14 protein-coding genes and 5 pseudogenes are annotated in these 19,660 nt (G+C 72.7%); 8 read left to right on the top strand and 11 right to left on the bottom strand.

Annotated features, from left to right (window positions below; all coding sequences use genetic code 11):
- Window positions 1-12: 12 nt before the first annotated feature.
- The 3 genes from DA06_RS13030 to DA06_RS13040 all read right to left on the bottom strand — a co-directional run bounded on the left by DA06_RS13030 (window position 13) and on the right by DA06_RS13040 (window position 2,709).
- Entirely contained in the window at window positions 13-291 is a 279-nt protein-coding gene (locus tag DA06_RS13030; RefSeq protein WP_043500744.1) for an Lrp/AsnC family transcriptional regulator, read from the bottom strand.
- A gap of 74 nt (window positions 292-365) precedes the next feature.
- Entirely contained in the window at window positions 366-2,144 is a 1,779-nt protein-coding gene (locus DA06_RS13035) for a DEDD exonuclease domain-containing protein (protein ID WP_043500748.1), read from the bottom strand.
- Between the two features lie 10 nt (window positions 2,145-2,154).
- Window positions 2,155-2,709, bottom strand: coding sequence for an aminotransferase class IV (locus DA06_RS13040; protein ID WP_418605207.1), 555 nt, complete (start codon window positions 2,707-2,709; stop codon window positions 2,155-2,157).
- A 73-nt stretch (window positions 2,710-2,782) separates the two neighbouring features.
- Here DA06_RS13040 and DA06_RS13045 point away from each other — a divergent pair.
- A pseudogene (locus DA06_RS13045) lies at window positions 2,783-3,604 on the top strand (proteasome accessory factor PafA2 family protein); the annotation flags it as partial.
- 85 nt (window positions 3,605-3,689) lie between these two features.
- Window positions 3,690-4,418, top strand: a pseudogene (locus DA06_RS13050) (alpha-amylase family glycosyl hydrolase); the annotation flags it as partial.
- Between the two features lie 62 nt (window positions 4,419-4,480).
- Here DA06_RS13050 and DA06_RS13055 read toward each other — a convergent pair.
- Complete coding sequence (locus DA06_RS13055; RefSeq protein WP_418608325.1) at window positions 4,481-4,624, bottom strand: hypothetical protein; 144 nt, start codon at window positions 4,622-4,624, stop codon at window positions 4,481-4,483.
- Between the two features lie 80 nt (window positions 4,625-4,704).
- Between DA06_RS13055 and DA06_RS13060 the strand changes: the two genes are divergently transcribed.
- From DA06_RS13060 to DA06_RS13070, 3 genes and pseudogenes are all read left to right on the top strand, one after another.
- Window positions 4,705-6,099 carry an alpha-amylase family glycosyl hydrolase gene (locus DA06_RS13060; protein WP_052436724.1) on the top strand — a complete coding sequence of 465 codons (1,395 nt, stop codon included), beginning with the start codon at window positions 4,705-4,707 and terminating at the stop codon, window positions 6,097-6,099.
- Window positions 6,100-6,107: 8 nt separating this feature from the next.
- Window positions 6,108-8,639: pseudogene (locus tag DA06_RS13065) on the top strand (DUF3372 domain-containing protein); the annotation flags it as partial.
- Between the two features lie 166 nt (window positions 8,640-8,805).
- A complete protein-coding gene (locus tag DA06_RS13070; protein WP_418608001.1) occupies window positions 8,806-9,453 on the top strand; it encodes an alpha-1,6-glucosidase domain-containing protein in 648 nt (215 codons plus the stop codon).
- A gap of 917 nt (window positions 9,454-10,370) precedes the next feature.
- Here DA06_RS13070 and DA06_RS13075 read toward each other — a convergent pair.
- From DA06_RS13075 to DA06_RS13085, 3 genes and pseudogenes are all read right to left on the bottom strand, one after another.
- Window positions 10,371-11,273: a carbohydrate ABC transporter permease gene (locus DA06_RS13075; protein ID WP_043500759.1), complete on the bottom strand. Its 903-nt coding sequence runs from the start codon at window positions 11,271-11,273 to the stop codon at window positions 10,371-10,373.
- Window positions 11,270-12,113: pseudogene (locus tag DA06_RS13080) on the bottom strand (carbohydrate ABC transporter permease). Before DA06_RS13080 ends, DA06_RS13075 begins: the two are co-directional and overlap by 4 nt.
- 131 nt (window positions 12,114-12,244) lie before the next feature.
- Window positions 12,245-13,072 carry an ABC transporter substrate-binding protein gene (locus DA06_RS13085; RefSeq protein ID WP_418605208.1) on the bottom strand — a complete coding sequence of 276 codons (828 nt, stop codon included), beginning with the start codon at window positions 13,070-13,072 and terminating at the stop codon, window positions 12,245-12,247.
- A 139-nt stretch (window positions 13,073-13,211) separates the two neighbouring features.
- Between DA06_RS13085 and DA06_RS13090 the strand changes: the two genes are divergently transcribed.
- The gene (locus DA06_RS13090) at window positions 13,212-13,649 is read left to right on the top strand and encodes a hypothetical protein (protein ID WP_418605209.1); all 438 of its coding nucleotides are present in this window, start codon (window positions 13,212-13,214) and stop codon (window positions 13,647-13,649) included.
- Window positions 13,650-13,806: 157 nt separating this feature from the next.
- Here DA06_RS13090 and DA06_RS13095 read toward each other — a convergent pair whose 3' ends face one another.
- Entirely contained in the window at window positions 13,807-14,124 is a 318-nt protein-coding gene (locus DA06_RS13095) for an ROK family protein (RefSeq protein ID WP_052436726.1), read from the bottom strand.
- On the opposite strand from DA06_RS13095, the gene DA06_RS13100 reads away from it, so the two are divergent.
- Together DA06_RS13100 and DA06_RS13105 are read left to right on the top strand one after the other, a co-directional pair.
- Entirely contained in the window at window positions 14,030-14,377 is a 348-nt protein-coding gene (locus DA06_RS13100) for a hypothetical protein (protein WP_418608326.1), read from the top strand. The two genes, DA06_RS13095 and DA06_RS13100, sit on opposite strands and share 95 nt — an antisense overlap.
- Before the next feature lie 75 nt (window positions 14,378-14,452).
- The gene (locus tag DA06_RS13105; RefSeq protein WP_043500762.1) at window positions 14,453-15,205 is read left to right on the top strand and encodes a septum formation family protein; all 753 of its coding nucleotides are present in this window, start codon (window positions 14,453-14,455) and stop codon (window positions 15,203-15,205) included.
- A gap of 119 nt (window positions 15,206-15,324) precedes the next feature.
- Here the strand turns inward: DA06_RS13105 and DA06_RS13110 are convergent, their stop codons facing one another.
- The 3 genes and pseudogenes from DA06_RS13110 to clpB all read right to left on the bottom strand — a co-directional run.
- Window positions 15,325-15,888, bottom strand: coding sequence for a dihydrofolate reductase family protein (locus tag DA06_RS13110; protein ID WP_043500764.1), 564 nt, complete (start codon window positions 15,886-15,888; stop codon window positions 15,325-15,327).
- Between the two features lie 183 nt (window positions 15,889-16,071).
- Entirely contained in the window at window positions 16,072-16,884 is an 813-nt protein-coding gene (locus DA06_RS13115; RefSeq protein ID WP_043500766.1) for a serine hydrolase domain-containing protein, read from the bottom strand.
- Window positions 16,885-17,084: 200 nt separating this feature from the next.
- Window positions 17,085-19,659 (bottom strand): annotated as a pseudogene (gene clpB, locus DA06_RS13120) (ATP-dependent chaperone ClpB); the annotation flags it as partial.
- Window position 19,660: the final 1 nt, after the last annotated feature.

Genomic DNA, 19,660 nt, shown 5'->3' on the forward strand with positions numbered 1-19,660 from the left:
GGCGCGTCCGTCTCAGTCCAGCCCGATGTGGAACGCCTGCTCGAGGTCGTGCTGCGAGTACGCCTGGAACGCGATGTACGTCTGCGTGCGCAGGACACCCTCGACCTTCCCCAGCTTGTCGGCGACGACGGAGGCCAGGTCCTCGTGCTCGCGGACGCGGGCCACGGCGATGAGGTCGATGTCGCCGGTGACCGAGTAGACCTCGCTGATGCCGTCCAGCTCGGCCACCTCCTGGGCGACCTCCGGGATCCGGGCGGCGTCGGCGTCGATGAGGACGATGGCAGTCAGCATGGTGGGCTCCTAGCGGGTTCGGTGCGCGCCGTCCGCAGGCGCGGCGGCGCGCGGACGGACCGGGACGGTTCCCATCATCCTCTGCCCGGAACCTGGTGTCTCGCAGCGCCGCGCACGGGGCAGGCGAGGGGCACCGGCCCCTCCTCCACGCTCACCAGCCGGACCCCCGGCCGTTCCAGCCAGCCCGCGACGAGCTCCGTCTCCTCCACCGGCGCCGCGCCGCACGCGGTGGCGGGTGCCGTCACGGACTCGCCGCCGGCGACCAGGGACGCGACGACGACCATGGGGTCCGTGCCCCGGGGACAGACCGCGGTGCCGGCCAGGCGTCCGTGCCGAACCAGGACGATCTCCCAGCCCCCCTCGTCCCGGCGCCGGGCAGCCACGATCTCGGGGGTGGCGACGATGGGCCGCAGCCGCTCGGCGCGGCGCGCACCCTGCAGCAGCGAGGCCAGCCGGTCCCGCTGGGTGGCCGCCTCCTCGTAGCGCTGCTGGCCGGCCAGCACCCGGATCCTGCGGTGGAGCGCCTCCACCGCCGCGTCCACGTCCGCCTGCAGCGCCCGCCGGGTGGGGGAGATCGCGACGGCGTACCCGTCCCGGTCCTGCCCTCCTACGCAGGGAGCCGCGCAGCGCGACATCTCGGCGAGCACGCAGGAGCTCGCGCCGGGCTTCGGCGTCGCCGGCAGCCGCGGCGTGCACCTGCGCACCGTCGAGACCTCCTGGAGCGCCTCCATCGCCGCCTCCGCCGCGCTGCGCGAGCTGAACGGCCCCAGGGCGTCGCCCAGCACGGCCGCCGGCAGGCGGCGCACGACGCTCAGCCTGGGGAACGGCTCGTCGGTCAGCCGCAGCCACGGGCGCCGGTCGGGACGCCGCGAGCGGCGGTTGTACGGCGGGTCGAGCTCGGCGATCAGGCGCAGCTCGCGCACCTGCGCCTCCAGCGCGGTGGCGCACGGCACCGGGCGGACGGCGACCGCGATGTCGAGCATCTCTCCGATCCTGGCGCGCTTCTCCGCGGCGGTGAAGTACTGCCGCACGCGGCGGCGCAGGTTCACCGCCGTCCCCACGTACAGCACCTCGTTCCCCGGGCCGAGGAACTGGTACACGCCCGGACACTCCGGCAGGCCGTCGGCCATCGAGGCCTTGCGCCGGCGCCGCTGGGGTACGGGGTCGGCGGCCGTACGCAGGTCCTCGAGGTGCGTGACGCCCAGCGGCGCCATCCGCGCGAGCAGCGCGTGCAGCACGTCCACGGTGGCCCGGGCGTCGTGCAGCGCGCGGTGGTCGGGGGTGACCTCTGCGGAGAAGAGGGCGGCGAGCGTGGCGAGCTTGTGGTTCGGCGCCTCGTCGCGGGTCACGGCCCGGCGGGCGAGCGCCACCGTGTCGAGGACCTGCGCACGCGGCCACACGAGGGACATCCGCTCGGTCGCGTGCCTCAGGAACCCGACGTCGAACCGTGCGTTGTGGGCGACCAGCACGGTGCCGGTGCCCAGCCCGGCGAACTCGAGGAACGCGGGAAGAACCTCCTCGATCCGTGGGGCGGCCACCACCATGGCGTTCGTGATGCCCGTGAGGACGGTGATCATCGGCGGGATCGGGAGCCCTGGGTTCACGAGGGTCTGGAACTCGCCGAGGACCTCCCCGCCACGGACCTTCACCGCGCCGATCTCGGTGATCTCCGCGCCCTCCGGCGATCCTCCGGTGGTCTCGAGGTCGACGACGACGAACGTCACCTCGTGGAGGGGCGTGCCGATCTCGTCCAGGCCGAGCTGGACCGGGGTGCCGCGGCCGTCTGCGGCGCGGGTGGCGTCGTCGAGCGTGAGCCGTCGGCCGGGCGCGACGTCGAGGAGGGCGGTGGGCATGGCGGTCACGCTACGTCCGGGCACCGACACCGCCGCTCGCGACCCGCCGCACGCCCGTCCGGCGCCACCTGCGGCGCCCGATCGGCGTGATCACGGCGGCGGTGCCGCAGGCGAACGTCTCGACGACGTCGCCCGAGCGGATCTGCTCGAGCAGCGGGGCCAGCTCGATGGTCTCCTCCCGGACGGTGCGCCCGGCGTCGCGGAGCAGCTGGAGGATCGCCGCGCGGGTGCCGCCCTCGAGGATCGTGCCGGTCAGCGACGGGGTGCGGACCGTTCCGTCGGCGTCGACGACGAACACGTTCATCCCGCCGAGCTCCTCGAGATGCGTGCCCGTGGCGGCGTCGAGGAAGCAGACCTGCTCGAAGCCCTTCTCGTAGGCCTCCTGCTGCGGCAGCAGCGACGCGGCGTAGTTGCCGCCGGTCTTCGCCGCCCCATGCCGCCCGGGCCCACCCGGTGGTAGTCCTGCGCCACCCAGATCGACACGGGCTGGAAGCCGTGGTGAAGTACGGGCCGACGGGCGAGGCGATGAGGAGGTACTCGAGCTCGTGGGCGGAGCGCACGTCACCGACGACCCGTCCGCCCCCGCCCCCTCCGCCGAGGACGGCGCCGTGACGGCACCCGGCGTGCGGACCAGCCACGTGCGGCGGCCCACCGAGGCGGAGGCCGCCCTCCCCACGGCGAACAACGCCGTCCTGAGCAACGGGGCACGGCTGTACGTCGACCACGCGCACCCCGAGTACTCGAGCCCCGAGGTCACCAACCCGCTCGACGCGGTGCGGTGGGACCGGGCGGGCGAGCTGGTGATGCGCGGCGCCATGGACGCGCTGCGCGCCGTGCCGGGGCTGCCGGACGTGGTGCTGTACAAGAACAACGTCGACGGCAAGGGCGCGGCGTACGGCACCCACGAGAACTACCTGGTCAGCCGGTCGGTGAACTTCGGCGACATCATCCGCTACCTCACCCCGTTCTTCGTCACCCGGCCGATCTTCTGCGGTGCGGGCCGCGTCGGCATCGGGCAGCGCAGCCAGAGGCCGGGGTTCCAGATCTCCCAGCGGGCCGACTACGTGGAGAACGACGTCGGCCTCGAGACCACCTTCAACCGGCCGATCATCAACACCCGCGACGAGCCGCACGCGGACGCCGGGCGGTACCGCCGGCTGCACGCGATCGGCGGAGACGCGAACCTCTTCGACGTCTCCACCTACCTGAAGATGGGCACCACCTCGCTCGTGCTGTGGCTGCTCGAGCAGGACGCCGTGCCCATGGCGCTGGACGCGCTGATGATCGCCAACCCCGTGGGGGAGACGTGGGAGGTCAGCCACGACACGACGCTGACCCACCGGCTCACGCTCTCCGACGGGCGGGAGATGAGCGCCCTGGAGATCCAGCGCGAGTACCTCGACGTCATCGCCGGCGCCGTCCGCGAGGCGGCCCCGCCCGCCGGGGTGGACCCGGCGACCGCGGAGGTGCTCGAACGCTGGGGCGGCGTGCTGGACCGCCTGGCCACCGACCCGGCGAGCCGCGGTCACCGACGCCGATCGGCAGGTGGTCCTCGCCGGCTCCCTGCAGACCGAGCTCGGCTGCGCGGCCGACTGGGACACCGCCTGCACCGCGACCGCGCTCACGGCCACCGACGTCCCGGACGTCTACGCCCTCGAGGCCGAGGTGCCCGCCGGATCGTGGGAGTACAAGGTCGCCCTCGACGGCACCTGGGACGAGTCGCACCCGGCCGAGAACGTCCCGCTGCACCTGACCGCGCCGGCCACGCTCCGCTTCGTGTTCGACGACAGCACCGACCGCCTCCGCCTCGAGGTCCCCGGCCTGGCCGGCGGCTACACCGCCGCCGACGACGCGCTGGTCGCCGAACCCGTGCGCACGCCCGGGTCGGGGGAGAACTTCTACTTCGTCCTCACCGACCGTTTCGCCAACGGCGACCCCGCCAACGACACCGGCGGCCTCGACGGCGACCGGCTCACCACCGGGTACGACCCCACGGACAAGGGCTTCTACCACGGCGGTGACATCGCCGGCCTGCGCCAGCAGCTCGACTACATCGAGGGCCTCGGCACCACCGCGATCTGGCTGACGCCGTCGTTCAAGAACAACCCGGTGCAGGGCGAGGGCGCGGACGCCTCCGCCGGCTACCACGGCTACTGGATCACCGACTTCACCCAGATCGACCCGCACCTGGGCACCAACGCCGAGCTCGAGGAGTTCATCGCCGACGCCCACGCCCGCGGCATCAAGGTCTACTTCGACATCATCACCAACCACACCGCGGACCTCATCGAGTACGCCGAGGGCCGCTACGACTACGTCGACCAGGCCACCGCGCCCTACCTCGACGCCGCCGGCAACGCCTTCGACCCGGCGGACCACGCCGGGACGGGCACCTTCCCCGAGCTGGACGCGGCGACGTCGTTCCCGTACACGCCGCAGCGCACGGGCGAGGTGGTCCCCGAGGCCCTGAACGACGTCACGCTGTACCACAACCGCGGCAGCTCGACGTGGTCGGGGGGAGTCGGTCACCCACGGGGACTTCGACGGCCTCGACGACCTCATGACCGAGCACCCGGCGGTCGTGCAGGCGATGACGGACGTCTACACCGCGTGGATGGACCTCGGGATCGACGGGTTCCGCATCGACACGGCCAAGCACGTCAACTTCGAGTTCTGGGAGGAGTGGACCGCGGCGATCGACGAGCACGCCGCCGCCACCAACCCCGACTTCTTCACCTTCGGCGAGGTCTACGACGCCGACGCCCGCCTGACCTCGCCGTACGTGCGCGACACGGACATGTCCTCGGTCCTCGACTTCGCCTACCAGGCGGCCGCCCTCAACTTCGCCAAGGGCTTCACCACGACCGGCCTGTCCGGTCTGTTCGCCTCGGACGACCACTACACGACGCCGCACTCCAGCGCCGACGCGCTCCCCACCTTCCTCGGCAACCACGACATGGGCCGCGTCGGCAACCTGCTCCAGGGCACCGGCAACGAGCTCGAGCGCTCCGAGCTGGCGCACTCGCTCATGTACCTCACCCGCGGCCAGCCCGTCGTCTACTACGGCGACGAGCAGGGCTTCGTGGGCCTGGGCAACGACAAGTCCGCCCGCCAGGACATGTTCGCCTCGCAGACGCAGGAGTACGTCGACCAGCCCCTGCTCGACGGCACCACGTTCGGCACCGGCGACCACCTCGACACCGGCGCCGGGCTGTACGGGCACATCGCGGCGCTCGCCGACCTGCGCGACGCCCACCCGGCGCTGGACTCCGGCGCGCAGATCGAGCTGCACGCCACGGACGGCCCCGGCGTCTACGCCTTCGCCCGCGTCGACCGCGGGGAGAAGGTGGAGCACCTCGTCGGCGTCAACAACGCGGCGACGGCGCAGACGGCCACGTTCGCCACCCTCACCCCCGGCGCGACCTACGCGCCGCTGCACGGCACGGACGAGCCGACGACGGCGGACGCGGCCGGGCAGGTGACGCTCACCGTCCCGGCCCTGACCGCCGTCGTCCTCGAGGCCGACCGGACCGTGGGGGCGCCCGAGGAGGCCGGGCCGGTCACCCTCACGCCGGCACCCGGCGCCGAGGTGGAGGGCGTCGCGCCCGTGAGCGCCGACATCGCCGACGACGTCTGGGCCGAGACCACCTTCTCCTACCGCCCGGTGGGCGAGCAGGACTGGACGCTGCTCGGCACCGCCGAGGACGACACCCCACGCGTCTTCCACGACACGGAGGGCCTCCCGGCCGGGTCGCTCGTGGAGTACCGCGCCGTCACCGTGGACGCTGCCGGCAACAGGTCCGCGGCGTCCACCTTCGGCTCCGTCGGCGTCGACGTCTCGGGCGACCCGGCCGAGGAGCCGGTCGGCGGGGACCTCGTCACCGTGCCCGGCTCCCACACGCCGCCATGGGCTGCCCCGGCGACTGGCAGCCCGACTGTGCCGCAGCCGCGCTGACCCTCGACGAACCGTCCGGCAAGTACGTCGGCACGTTCACGCTGCCCGCAGGGGACTACGAGTACAAGATCGCCGTCGGCGGCAGCTGGGACGTCAACTACGGCGCCGGCGGCGTCCCCGGCGGCGGCAACGCCCGCTACACCCACCCCGGCGGCGAGGTGGCCTTCCTCTACGACCCGGTCACCCACGACTTCACCAACACCTCGCAGGGCCCGATCGTCACCCTGCCCGGCTCGTTCCAGGACGAGCTCGGCTGCCCCGGCGACTGGCAGCCCGACTGCCTCGCCACCTGGATGCTCGACCCCGACCAGGACGGGACGTTCACCTTCACCACCGACGACCTGCCGTCCGGCTCCTACGAGGCCAAGGTGGCCCACAACCGCAGCTGGACCGAGAACTACGGCGTCGGCGGCGCCCGGGACGGCGCGAACTACACCTTTTCCGCCACGGCCGGGAGGTCGGTGACGTTCGCCTACGACATCGACACCCACGTGCTGACGATCGAGGTCACCGACCCGCCGCTGGCCGGCGTCGGGCAGCAGCGGGCCTACTGGCTCGACGCCGCCACGATCGCGTGGCCGCGGGACCTGCTCGGCGGCGCGGACCCCTCCACGCTGCAGTGGTCGCTGCACCACGCCCCCGACGGCGGGCTCGCGCTCGCCGACGGCGCCGTCACCGGCGGCGAGGAGGTGGCGCTGACCCACGCGGCGGACGGCCTGAGCGAGGAGCTTCGCAACAGGTTCCCGCACCTCGCCGACTCCGTGGCGCTCGCGGTCGAGGGCCTCGACAGCTCCGCCGTCGCAGACCTCCTCACCGGCGAGCTCGCGGTGCTCCAGCGCGAGGCCGACGGGGCGGCGGCCGCCTTCACCGGCGTCCAGGTGCCCGGGGTGCTCGACGACCTCTACGCCGGCGCCGCCGCGAACCGCACGCTCGGTGCGGACTGGGCCGACGGCGTCCCGTCGCTCGCGCTGTGGGCGCCGACCGCCAAGGACGTCGACCTGCTGCTGTGGGCCGACGGAGCCGGCACCGGTGAGCCCGAGCGGGTCGACATGGCCCGCGAGGACGACGGCGCCTGGACCGTCACCGGCGACGCCTCCTGGGAGGACCGCGCCTACCGCTACGAGGTGGACGTGTTCGTCCCCGCCACCGGGGCCGTGGAGACCAACGTGGTCACCGACCCCTACTCGGTCGGGCTGACGCTGAACTCCACGCACAGCGTGCTGCTCGACCTCGACGACGACGTGTGGGCGCCCCGACTGTGGAGCGAGACGCCCGCCCCGGTGGTCGAGAACCCCGTCGACCGGACGATCTACGAGCTCCACGTGCGCGACTTCTCCGTCGCCGACACCACCGTCCCCGAGGAGCTGCGCGGCACCTACGCCGCGTTCGCGCTCGAGGGCACCGCGGGCACGGACCACCTGCGCGACCTCGCGGATGCCGGGATGAACACCGTGCACCTGCTGCCCACCTTCGACATCGCCACGATCGAGGAGGACCGCACCCGCCAGGCCGTCCCGGACATCCCGGCGGACGCCGCGCCCGGCTCGGCCGAGCAGCAGGCCGCAGTGGCCGCCGTCGCCGACGAGGACGGCTTCAACTGGGGCTACGACCCGTACCACTTCTCCGTGCCCGAGGGCTCCTACGCCTCCCCGGGCAACCAGGACGGCGGCGCGCGCGTGGCCGAGTTCCGCTCCATGGTCGGCGGCCTGCACGACGCCGGGCTGCAGGTCGTCCTCGACCAGGTGTTCAACCACACCGCCCAGTCCGGGCAGGCGGAGAGGTCGGTCCTGGACCGCGTGGTCCCGGGCTACTACCACCGTCTCTCGGCCACCGGCTCCGTGGAGACCTCGACCTGCTGCGAGAACGTCGCCACCGAGCACGAGATGGCGGAGAAGCTCATGGTCGACTCCGTCGTGACCTGGGCGGCCGACTACCACGTCGACGGTTTCCGGTTCGACCTCATGGGCCACCACAGCGTGGAGAACATGGAGGCCGTGCGCTCCGCGCTCGACGAGCTGACGCTCGAGGAGGACGGTGTCGACGGGAAGGCGGTCTACCTCTACGGCGAGGGCTGGAACTTCGGCGAGGTGGCGGACAACGCCCGGTTCACCCAGGCCACGCAGGGCCAGCTCGGCGGCACCGGGATCGGCACCTTCTCCGACCGGCTGCGGGACGCGGTGCGCGGCGGCGGACCCTTCGACGAGGACCAGCGGGTCAACCAGGGCTTCGGCTCCGGGCTCGCCACCGACCCGAACGACGTGGCCACCGGGACGCCGGAGGAGCAGGAGGCGCGGCTCGCCCACGCCACCGACCTCGTGCGGCTCGGCCTGGCCGGGAACCTGCGCGGGTACTCGTTCCTCACCAGCGCCGGCACCGTCCAGCGCGGCGCGGAGCTCGACTACAACGGCCAGCCCGCCGGGTACGCCGACAGCCCGGAGGAGGTCATCACCTACGTCGACGCGCACGACAACGAGACGCTCTTCGACAACCTCACCCTCAAGCTGCCCGTGGACACCCCGATGGCGGACCGGGTGCGGATGAACACCCTCTCCCTGGCGACGACGGCGCTCTCGCAGACGCCGAGCTTCTGGCACGCCGGGGGCGGACCTGCTGCGCTCGAAGTCGCTCGACCGCAACAGCTACAACTCCGGGGACCACTTCAACCTGCTCGACTGGTCCCGGCAGACGAACAACTTCGGCGTCGGCCTGCCGCCTGCGGCCGACAACGAGGACAAGTGGGACGAGATGGCGCCGCTCCTCGCCGACCCGGCGCTCCGGCCGGCCCCGGCCGACATCGACGCCGCGGCGGCCCAGGCGCAGGACCTGCTGCGGCTGCGCGCCTCGACCGACCTCTTCCGGCTCGGCTCGGCCGGGGCGATCCAGGAGAAGGTCACCTTCCCGGACGCCGGACCCGGGGCGACGCCCGGCGTGATCGTCATGCACGTCGACGACCGCGTCGGCCAGGACGCCGACCCGGCGCTCGACGGCGTGCTCACGGTGTTCAACGCCTCGCCCGAGGCGGTCACCGAGACCGTCGTGGAGCTGGCCGGCCGGGAGTACGTCCTCTCCCCGGTCCAGGCGGAGGGCGCCGACGACGTCGTGAGGGGAACGACCTACGACGCCGCCACCGGCACCGTCACCGTGCCCGCCAGGACCGTCGCGGTCCTCGTCGAGGTCACGGAGGGGGAGGAGCCGCCGTCGGGCCCGGGAACGGGCAGGCCGTCCGACCGGCCCACCGAGCCGGGCAGGCCGGGGGAGACCCCGGTCGGGCCGCCCGCCGACCGTCCCGGTCGTGGGCACGACGCCGACCGGCCCGGCAAGCACCACTCGCGGGTCGGGAAGCCGGCCGTCTGAGGTCGGGGCGCCGAGCCAGCGACGGGAGGCGCCGCCCACGGGCGGCGCCTCCGGTAGGGCGGCATCCCGCCCCGCTTCTTTCCGCGGGCCGGTCCCGGCCGCTGCTAGCCGACCGTCTCCAGGCAGCGCTGCAGCGCCGCCGGGTCGTCGCCGTACTGCTCCACGCAGGCCTGGAACTGCGGCCCGAAGACCTCGGAGAGCAGGAAGGAGCCGAACATCGTCGAGGCGATCGCCAGCAGGATGGCGATCACGCCGACGACGATGGCCGCGATGGCGGTGCCCCGGTTGCTGGCCTCGCCGCGGTTGGCGCGGCCGAGGGCGATGGCGCCGAGCACGACGGCGATCAGCCCGCCGAGGCCGCCCAGAAGCCCGAGGAACGGGATCCAGGCGATGACGAGAGAGACGACCGCGACGATGAGCGCGGCCAGTCCCATGCCGTTGCGCTGGCCCTGCCCGCCGCCGTACGAGGTTCCCTGGTAGCCGCCGTACGGGGTACCGCGGTACTGGTCGCCCTGGTACTGGGGCTGCCCGTACTGTCCCTGGCCGTACGAGCCGCGCTGGTACGGGGCACCCTCGACGGGCTGGCCGGGGCTGCTCCGGTAGTCGGCGTCCGCGTAGCCGGCCTCCGGCCCACCCTGGTAGGGCACGCCCTGGTACGGCGCTCCGGTGGCTCCGGGCGCGCCCGTGTAGCCGGGGCCCGCGGGCTGGGCGTGGTGTCCGCCGTCCTCCGGGCCGGGGCCGCCCGGAGTGTCGGGACGCCCGGCACCGGAGCCCGGTCCGGCGTCGGAAGACTGGTGGCCCGGCTCGTACGGCTCACGGCCGGGCGGGGGCGTTGACGACATCGGAGCGCTCCTCACGTCGGTTGCCGCCATGCTTTCACGGGTGCGGGCGGTCCGCAGTCCGCCCGGTGGACGGGTTCAGCCCTTGACGGAGCCGGACATCAGCCCGCCGATGAAGTACTTGCCGAGAATGATGTAGACCAGCAGCGTGGGCAACGAGGCCAGGAGCGCGCCGGACATCGACACGCCGTAGTTCTGCAGCAGCGCGCCGTTGGCGAGGTTGTTCAGCGCCAGGGTGACGGGGCCGTTCTGGCTGGAGGAGAAGAACACCGCGAACAGGAAGTCGTTCCACGCGGAGGTGAACTGCCAGATGAGGACGACGACGAAGCTCGGGATGGAGACCGGCAGCACCACGGAGACGTAGGTGCGCAGCATCCCGGCTCCGTCGACGCGGGCGGCCTCGATGAGCTCCCGCGGCACCGACTCGTAGTAGTTGCGGAAGATCAGCGTGGTGATCGGGATGCCGTAGATGACGTGCACGAGGATCAGGGAGGGGATGCCGCTCGGGACCTGGAGCTCCAGCAGCAGCTGCAGCAGCGGGATCATCACCGCCTGGTACGGGATGAACATCCCGAACAGGATCAGCGTGAAGACGATGTTCGCGCCCCGGAAGGACCAGCGCGAGAGCACGAACCCGTTCATCGACCCCAGGAACGCGGAGATGATCGACGCCGGGACGACCATCTGGACGGAGCGCCAGATCGACGGCGAGAGCGTCTCCCACGCGGTGGTCCAGTTCTCCATGGTCCACAGCTGCGGCAGCGCCCACGCGCGGGCGGGAGAGGCGTCGCCGGGGCCCTTGAAGCTCGTCACGACCAGCACGTAGACCGGGATGAGCACCAGGAGCAGCGAGATGAGGAGGATTGCGTACCTGACCGTCCGGCCCGCGGAGAACCGTTGCGCGGGGCGGCCGGCGGGGGCGGTGACGGGACGGCCCGGGGCGACGTCGGTGGGCGCCGGCGCCGGCACCGCGGTGGTCATCGTCCGCCCTCCTTCCGCGAGGTGTGCACGAGGTACGGGATGATCAGCAGCGCCACGATGATCAGCAGGATCGAGCCGACCGCGGCGGCGTTGGCGTAGTCGAAGCTCGACTTGAACACATACATGTCGACCGCGGGCACCTTGGTCTGGTAGTTCGACGGCTTCGAGATCGACATGATCAGGTCGAACGCCTTCAGCGACATGTGTCCGATGATGATCAGCGCCGAGAGCGCGACGGGGGGAGAGCTGCGGGAAGATCACGTGGCGGTACAGCTGCCACTCGGAGGCGCCGTCGATGCGTCCCGCCTCGCGCAGCTCGTCCGGGATGCCGCGGAAGCCCGCCAGGAAGAGCGCCATGACGTAGCCGGAGAGCTGCCAGATGGCCGGGATGGCGATGGCCGCGATGCCCCACGTGACGTTGTTCCACCAGGGGTTCTGGAGGAAGTCCAGCCCGATCATCTGGAACAGGCGGTTCAGGCCGAGCGCGCTCTCGCCCTCGTTGGAGTTCAGCAGCCAGCGCCACACGACGCCGGAGGCGATGAACGAGACGGCCATGGGGAAGAGGTAGACCGAGCGGAAGAACCCCTCGCCCCTGGCCGGCCGCTCGAGGACCCACGCCCACAGAAAGCCGATGACCATCGTTCCGACGAGGAAGACGGCGGTGTAGAGCACGAGGTTCTTCAGCGAGTGCTGGAAGGCCTCCGAGCCGAGCAGGGCGAAGTAGTTCTCCAGCCCCACGAACGCGCTCGGCTGCACGCCGGTGGCCTGCGGGGCGGTGTGCGAGTCGGTGAAGGAGGTCTGGAAGTTGAGGGCGATGAAGCCGTAGACGAAGACGGCCATCAGGATGAGGGAGGGGGCCAGCAGCAGGAGCGGCGGGCCCCAGCGCTTGACAGTCGTCACTTCGGTCTCCCACCGGAACTCGTGGAGGAGAGGGGTGGTGGGCGCGGGGGTCCGTGCCCACCACCTGGGGGTCAGCTGCCGGCGGCGGTCGCCAGCTCGCTCTGGAACGTCTCGAGGTCGGACGCTCCGGTGGTGAACTTGCTCGTCGCGTCCGAGACGGCGTTCAGCACGGCGATCGGCGAAGCGGCACCGTGGGCGAGCGAGGGAACGATCGTGTCGCTGGCGTAGGCCTCGATCGCGCTCTGCTGGTACTCGGAGAACTCGGCCGGGTCCGCGTCGGTGCGGGCCGGGATGGAGCCCTTCGCCTTGTTGAAGGCCACCTGGCCCTCGAGCGAGCCGACGGTCTCGAGCCACGCCCTCGCGCCCTCGGCGTCAGGAGCCCCGACCGGCATGGTGAACGAGTCGGCGAGGAACCCGAACATGCCGTCGGTGCCGGGGACCGGGAACTCGACGAAGCCGGTGCCGCGCTCGATGCCCTGCTCCTCGAAGGCCGCGACCGCCCAGTCACCCATGACGTTGTAGGCGGCGCTGCCGTCGATGACGAGCTGGGTCGACTCGGGCCAGTCGAGGCCGTCCCGGTCGGTGTTGGTGAAGCCCATGAGCGTCTCGAAGTGCTCGAGCGCCTGGGTGACCTCGGGGCCGTTCCAGTCGGTCTCGCCCGTCCAGAGGCCGTTGTAGCCCTCGGCGCCCAGGTCGGCCATGAGGACGGTCTCCAGCAGGTGCACCTGGGTCCACGTCGTGGCGACGGACAGCGGTGTGCTGCCCGCGTCCTGCACCTTCTGCAGGTCTGTGATCCAGGTGTCGATGTCCGCCGGGACGGCGGCCGGGTCGATGCCGACCTCCTCGAGCACGGACGGGTTGGCCCACACCACGTTGGAGCGGTGGATGTTCGACGGCACGGAGTAGATGGCGTCCTCGACGGTGAGGAGATCGAGGAGGTCCTGGGGGAAAGACGTCCGTCAGGCCGAACTCGTCGTACAGGGCGGAGACGTCCTCCAGCTGCCCGGCGTTGATGTAGTCGGTGAGCTCCTGGCCTGCGTGGGCCTGGAACGTGTCGGGCGGGTCGCCCGCCTGCAGGCGGGACTGGAGCATGTCCTTCGCGGCGGAGCCGGCACCGCCGGCCACCGCGCCGTTGATGAACTCGACGTCGGGGTGCTGCTCGTTGAACACCCCGACGAGGGCGTCCAGGCCGGCCTTCTCCGAACCCTGCGCCCACCAGGTGAACACCTCGACCTGGCTGCCGCCGCCCCCTCCACCACCGCCGGTGGCCGCCTCGTCCCCGCCGTCACCGCCGCCGCACGCGGCGAGAATGAGGCTGGCGGCCGCGATCCCGGCCGCCGTCGCTGTGCGTCGCATCGTGTCTCTCCTCCGAAACGTCGTCGTCTCGACCGGGCCCGGCACCGCAGCCGGCAGGGAGTCGGCCACGAGGCCGGGCATCCGATTGCCCAGTGTGCCCCTCTTGCTCGCTTTGCGTGAAGGATTGGAGGAAAGCGTCGCTGTCTTGTGATGTACCGCCGGCCGTTCCGGTGTGCCGTGGGCAGAGAGCCGCACCGCTTCGCGCGGAACCAGCCAGGTTCGCTCAGTCCGGGGGGTGCCTGCCCGGCAGGGGCTCGCTCAGTCCGGCGGGGCCCGCTCAGTCCAGCAGGTGTGCGTAGGGCGGCGGGGCGCTGCTGCGGGCCAGGGCGAGGGCGCCGAGGACCTCCGTGCGTGCACCGAGAGCCGCCGGCACGACCCGCACGCGGTGCGCCACCGACGGGATGACCGACCGGCGCAGCGAGGCGGTCACCGCGGCGAGGAACGGTTCGCCCGCGGCCACCAGCGGGCCTCCGAGCACCACGACCTCGGGGTCCACGAGGTTGCCCACCAGCGCCACCCCGCGGCCCAGGCTGTGCCCCACGTCCTCGACCACGCGGCGGCAGGGCGGGTCCCCGGCGGCCGCGGCGGCGACCACCTGCCTCGATCGTCAGGCCCTCGCCGAGGGGCGGTCGGAGCATCTGCAGGACGGCGGGGACGGACGTGAAGGTCTCGAGGCAGCCGCGGTTCCCGCACCGGCAGACGGCCCCGTCCGGCCGCAGCGGGGCGCCGCGACGGACGCCCGGGGCGAGACCGTCGAGGTCGTCACGCTCGTTCCGACGGCCGGCGAGTCCCCCGTGGTGTGCCTGCTGGAGTGGCCGACCCCGGTGACCACCGACCTCGTCAACTGACCCGGCCCGGCGCGTGGCCTCCAGGCGCGGGAGGCGCCCCGGCGGCCCCCGCCGCCCGTCGGTAGGCTGGCCGGCATGACGTCGACGTGGGGAACGGCGCCGGCCGGCCCGCCGGGCCCGCCGCACGGCACCGCGGCCCCGCGGCCCTACGGACAGTCCTTCAGCTCCTGGCAGCCGTACAACACTCCGCCGCCGCGCCCGGCGTCGACGACCGCCGGACGCACCGTCGGCGTCGTCGGCATCCCGGTCGGGGTGCCGCTCGGCCCGCTGGGCGTCGTGCTCGGGATCATCTCCTACCTCCAGGCGCGGCGGGGCAACGGCCCGACCGGCTACGGCATCGCCGCGATGATCGTCGGGGCGATGTCGACCCTGGTCCTGACGCTGTTCATCCTCGCCGCCACGGCGGCCGCGCTCTCCACCGTCTCCCCGGACCAGCGCCCGGCGGGAGCCGGCAGCGGCAGCCAGGTGCCGGTCGGGTCCATGGAGGTCGGCGAGTGCGCCCTCGACGTCACGGGCGGGGATCCGGTCGTCACGCTCGTCGACTGCGCCGAGTGGCACCAGGCCGAGGTCTACAGCCAGGCGGACCTGGGCGACGGCCCGTACCCGGGCGAGGACGGGGTCCTCCAGGCCTCGGAGTCGGCGTGCCTCGACGCGGCGGACGAGCTGGTCCCGGCGGGGCTCGACGTCTCCGATCTCACGGTGTCCGTCGTCGTGCCCGACGCGGCGGCCTGGGACGCCGGCGTCACCTTCGCCCGCTGCGTGGTTGTGGACGTCAGCGGCCGCAACATGGTCGGCAGCCTGGTCGAGGGCACCCTCCAGACCCGCTGACCTGAGCTGACGCGCCACGTTCACCACCGACGGAGCGCGGCACGAGACGTCATCTTCTCCGCGAGAGGTCGACCGAGAGATCCTTGGGTCCGAGCCCGGGCCGGTCCCAGGTCGGCCGGTCAGCGCCTGGTCTCGTACCTGGTCAGGAGCACGCCGCCGGGAAACGTGCAGGTCTCCACGAGGTTGAGGTTCACCCAGCTGTCCAGGGCCGTGAAGAACGGCGTGCCGCCGCCCACCAGGACCGGGTGGGTGACGATCGCGTACTCGTCGATCAGCCCGGCCCGCATGGCCGCCGCGGCGAGGGCGGCGCCGCCGACGTCCATGGGACGGCCATCCTCGGTCCTGAGCCGGGCGATCTCGGTGACGGCGTCGCCGGTGACCAGGCGGGCGTTCCAGTCGACCGCGCTGGTGGTCGAGGAGAACACCACCTTCGGCATGTCCCGCCAGCGGCGGGCGAACTCGATCTGCGCCGGTGTGGCGCCAGGCTCCTGGTCCGCGGTCGGCCAGTGAGAGCTCATCGCCTCCCACAGCCTGCGCCCGTACAGCGCCAGGCCCGTCGCCCCCACCCGGTCGGACCACCACTGGAACTGCTCGTCGCTCGGCACGCCCCAGCCGAGGTCGTCGCCGGGTGCGGCGACGTAGCCGTCCAAGCTCACGTTCATCGCGAAGGTCAATTTTCCCATGGCGTCAGCCTCCCGCGCTCGGAACCGGACGTCAGGCCAACGGGGCGCGGAGAGACCATCGGTCGGACCGCACCGAGGGCCGGTCGACCCGCGCCAGGCGGATGCCGCGCACCGCATCCCAGAGCCGTCAGCGCGAGAAACCGAACGGCCCCGGCTGCTGGCGGTCGCGGCGAACTGCGGCGCTCAGGGACGGGCGCGGCCGGCGAGGATGTCGTCGGTGAGCCTCGGCCACACCTGCGCCGCCCACTCCCCGAACGGCTTCGCGCCCAGGAAGGCGGTGGCGAGCCCCACGTCCGGGTCCACCCAGAGGAAGCTGCCGCGCTGGCCGAAGTGCCCGAAGGTGCGCGGGGAGGAGCTCGCACCCGTCCAGTGCGGGGACTTGTGGTCGCGGATCTCGAAGCCGAGCCCCCAGTCGTTGTGCTGCTGCCGTCCGAAGCCGGGGAGCACGCCGGACAGCCCGGGGAAGACGACGGTCGTCGCCTCGGCGAACAGCTCGGGACCGACGAGGGTGGGGCGGAGCAGCTCGCGGCCGAGAGCCCCGAGATCGTCCGCGCAGCCGGTGGCCCCCGCGGCGGGCGAGCCCTCCATCAGCACGGTCGACATCCCGAGCGGGGCGATCACGGTCTCCTCGACCCAGACGTCGAAGTCCCGCCCGACCGCCTCGGCGACGTGCTCGGCGAGGAGTTCGATGCCGAGGTTGGAGTACACCCGGCGCCGGCCCGGTGCCGACAGCGCGGCACCGGAGTCGAACGGCACGCCGGACGCGTGCGCGAGCAGGTGGCGGACGGTGGAGCCCTCGGGCCCGGCGGGGTCGTCGAGAGCGACCATGCCGCGCTCGACGGCGACCAGGGTCGCCGTGGCGGAGAGCAGCTTCGTCACCGACGCCCACGGGTAGGACGTCGAGGTGTCGCCGTAGCTGTCGAGGACGCCGTCCGCGTCGCTCACCACCACGCCGACGGGAAAGTCCAGGCCCTGCAGCGATCCGAAGGTGTCCACCGGTCCAGCCTGCCACGGCGGACGGCACGGCCCGGCAACGCCCGGGCGGGGCCACGACGACCGAGGGGCCCGCACCGACGAACGGTGCGGGCCCCTGGTGTGCGGCCGTCAGCGACGGGCGCCTCCTCGCGCACGCTCAGCACCAGGCCGGGCCCCTTCGCCAGGGTGCCGGTCTCGGCGAGCGCCGAGGCCGGGTCGACGTCGGCCCGGTCGACGACGACCGTGTCGCCGTCGTGGATCTCGCCGCCGAGGAGCATCCTCGCGAGCCGGTCGCCGATCTCCCGCTGGACGAGCCGCCGCAGCGGCCGGGCGCCGTAGGCGGGGTCGTACCCCTCGAGGGCGAGCCACTCACGGGCGGCGTCGGTGACCTCCAGGCGCATGCGCCGGTCCGAGAGCCGGTGCGCGAGCCGGTCGACCTGCAGGTCGACGATCGCGCCGAGCTCCTCGAGCGAGAGCGCGTCGAAGACGACGATGTCGTCCAGGCGGTTGAGGAACTCGGGCTTGAAGCTCGCCCGCACCGCGCCCATGACGGCTTCCCGCTTGGCCTCGTCGGACATCGTCTGGTCCACGAGGAACTGCGAGCCGAGGTTGGAGGTGAGCACGAGGATCGTGCTGCGGAAGTCCACCGTGCGGCCCTGGCCGTCGGTGAGGCGACCGTCGTCGAGCACCTGGAGCAGGATGTCGAAGACCTCCGGGTGCGCCTTCTCGACCTCGTCGAGCAGCACCACCGAGTAGGGCCGGCGGCGCACCGCCTCGGTCAGCTGGCCGCCCTCCTCGTAGCCGACGTACCCCGGAGGGGCACCGACGAGCCGCGCGACGGAGTGCTTCTCGGAGTACTCCGACATGTCGATGCGGATCATCGCCCGCTCGTCGTCGAAGAGGAAGTCCGCCAGGGACTTCGCGAGCTCGGTCTTGCCGACGCCGGTGGGACCGAGGAAGAGGAAGGACCCGGTCGGCCGGTCGGGATCGGAGACCCCGGCGCGGGTGCGGCGCACGGCGTCGGAGACGGAGCGCACCGCGTCGCGCTGGCCGATGAGGCGCTGGCCGATGACGTCCTCCATCTGCAGGAGCTTCTCCGTCTCGCCCTGGAGCAGCCGTCCCACGGGGATGCCGGTCCAGGAGGCGACGACCTCGGCCACCTCGTCCGCGGAGACGCGGTCGGCGATCATCGGGGCGCGCTCCTCGGCCCCGGCCTTCGACTCCGCCTCGGCCGCCTCGGCCGCCGCGATCTCCCGCTCGACGGCGGGGATCTCGCCGTAGAGCAGCCGCGACGCCTTCTCGAGGTCCGCCTCGCGCTGGGCCTTCTCGGCCTCGGTGCGCAGCGCGTCGAGCCGCTGCTTGAGGTCGCCGACACGGTTGTGGCCGGCCTTCTCGGCCTCCCAGCGGGCGGTGAGCGAGGACAGCTCCTCCGACCGGTCGGCGAGCTCGGCGCGCAGCCGCTCCAGCCGCTCCTGCACCGCCTCGTCGTCGATGTCGTCGGACTCGGTGAGGTAGGCCTCCTCCATCTTCAGCCGGTCCACCTGGCGCCGCAGCGCGTCGATCTCCTCCGGGGGAGGAGTCGAGCTCCATGCGCAGCCTCGAGGCGGCCTCGTCGACGAGGTCGATGGCCTTGTCGGGCAGCTGCCGGCCGGTGATGTACCGGTCGGAGAGGGTGGCGGCGGCGACGAGGGCGCCGTCGGAGATGGTGACCTGGTGGTGCGCCTCGTACTTCGGGGCGATGCCGCGCAGGATCGTGACGGTGTCCTCCACGGACGGCTCGCCGACGAAGACCTGCTGGAACCGGCGCTCCAGCGCCGGGTCCTTCTCGATGCGCTCGCGGTACTCGTCGAGGGTGGTGGCACCGACGAGACGCAGCTCGCCGCGGGCGAGCATGGGCTTGAGCATGTTGCCCGCGTCCATGGAGCCCTCGGCGGCGCCCGCGCCGACGACGGTGTGGAGCTCGTCGATGAAGGTGACGATCTCGCCCTCGGAGTCCTTGATCTCCTGCAGGACGGCCTTGAGCCGCTCCTCGAACTCGCCGCGGTACTTCGCGCCGGCCACCATGCTGGCGAGGTCGAGCGCGATGAGCCGCTTGCCGCGCAGGGACTCGGGGACGTCGCCGTCGACGATGCGCTGGGCCAGTCCCTCCACGACGGCGGTCTTGCCGACGCCGGGCTCGCCGATGAGGACGGGGTTGTTCTTGGTGCGGCGCGAGAGCACCTGCACCACGCGCCGGATCTCGGCGTCGCGCCCGATGACGGGGTCGAGCTTGCCCTCGCGGGCCGCGGCGGTGAGGTCGTTGCCGTACTTCTCGAGCGCCTTGAAGGTGCCCTCCGGGTCCGGCGTGGTGACATTGGCCGAGCCCCGCACGCTGGGCAGGGCGGAGAGCAGGCCCTCCCGGTCCGCGCCCGAGGCACGCAGGATCTCGCCCGCCGGGCTGGTGGAGGACGCCAGCGCGATCAGGAGGTGCTCGGTGGAGACGTACTCGTCGCCGAGCGTCCTGGCCTCGTTCCCGGCGTCGGTGATCATCGTCATCGTCGCGCGCGACGTCTGGGGCTGCGCCACCGACGTGCCGGAGGCACCGGGCAGCGTCGTGAGCGCGGCCCGGACGCGCTGACCGATCGCGGCACGGTCGGCGCCGACGGCGTCGAGCAGCGCGACGGCCACGCCGCCGTCCTGCTCGAGCAGCGCGTTCAGGACGTGGACCGGCTCGAGCTGGGGGTTGCCCGCGGCCGAGGCGGTCTGGAGCGCGGAGGCGATCGCCTCCTGCGACTTGGTCGTGAGCTTCGTGTCCATG

The organism is Georgenia sp. SUBG003, from assembly GCF_000715355.2.
Taxonomy (GTDB): Bacteria; Actinomycetota; Actinomycetes; order Actinomycetales; family Actinomycetaceae; genus Georgenia.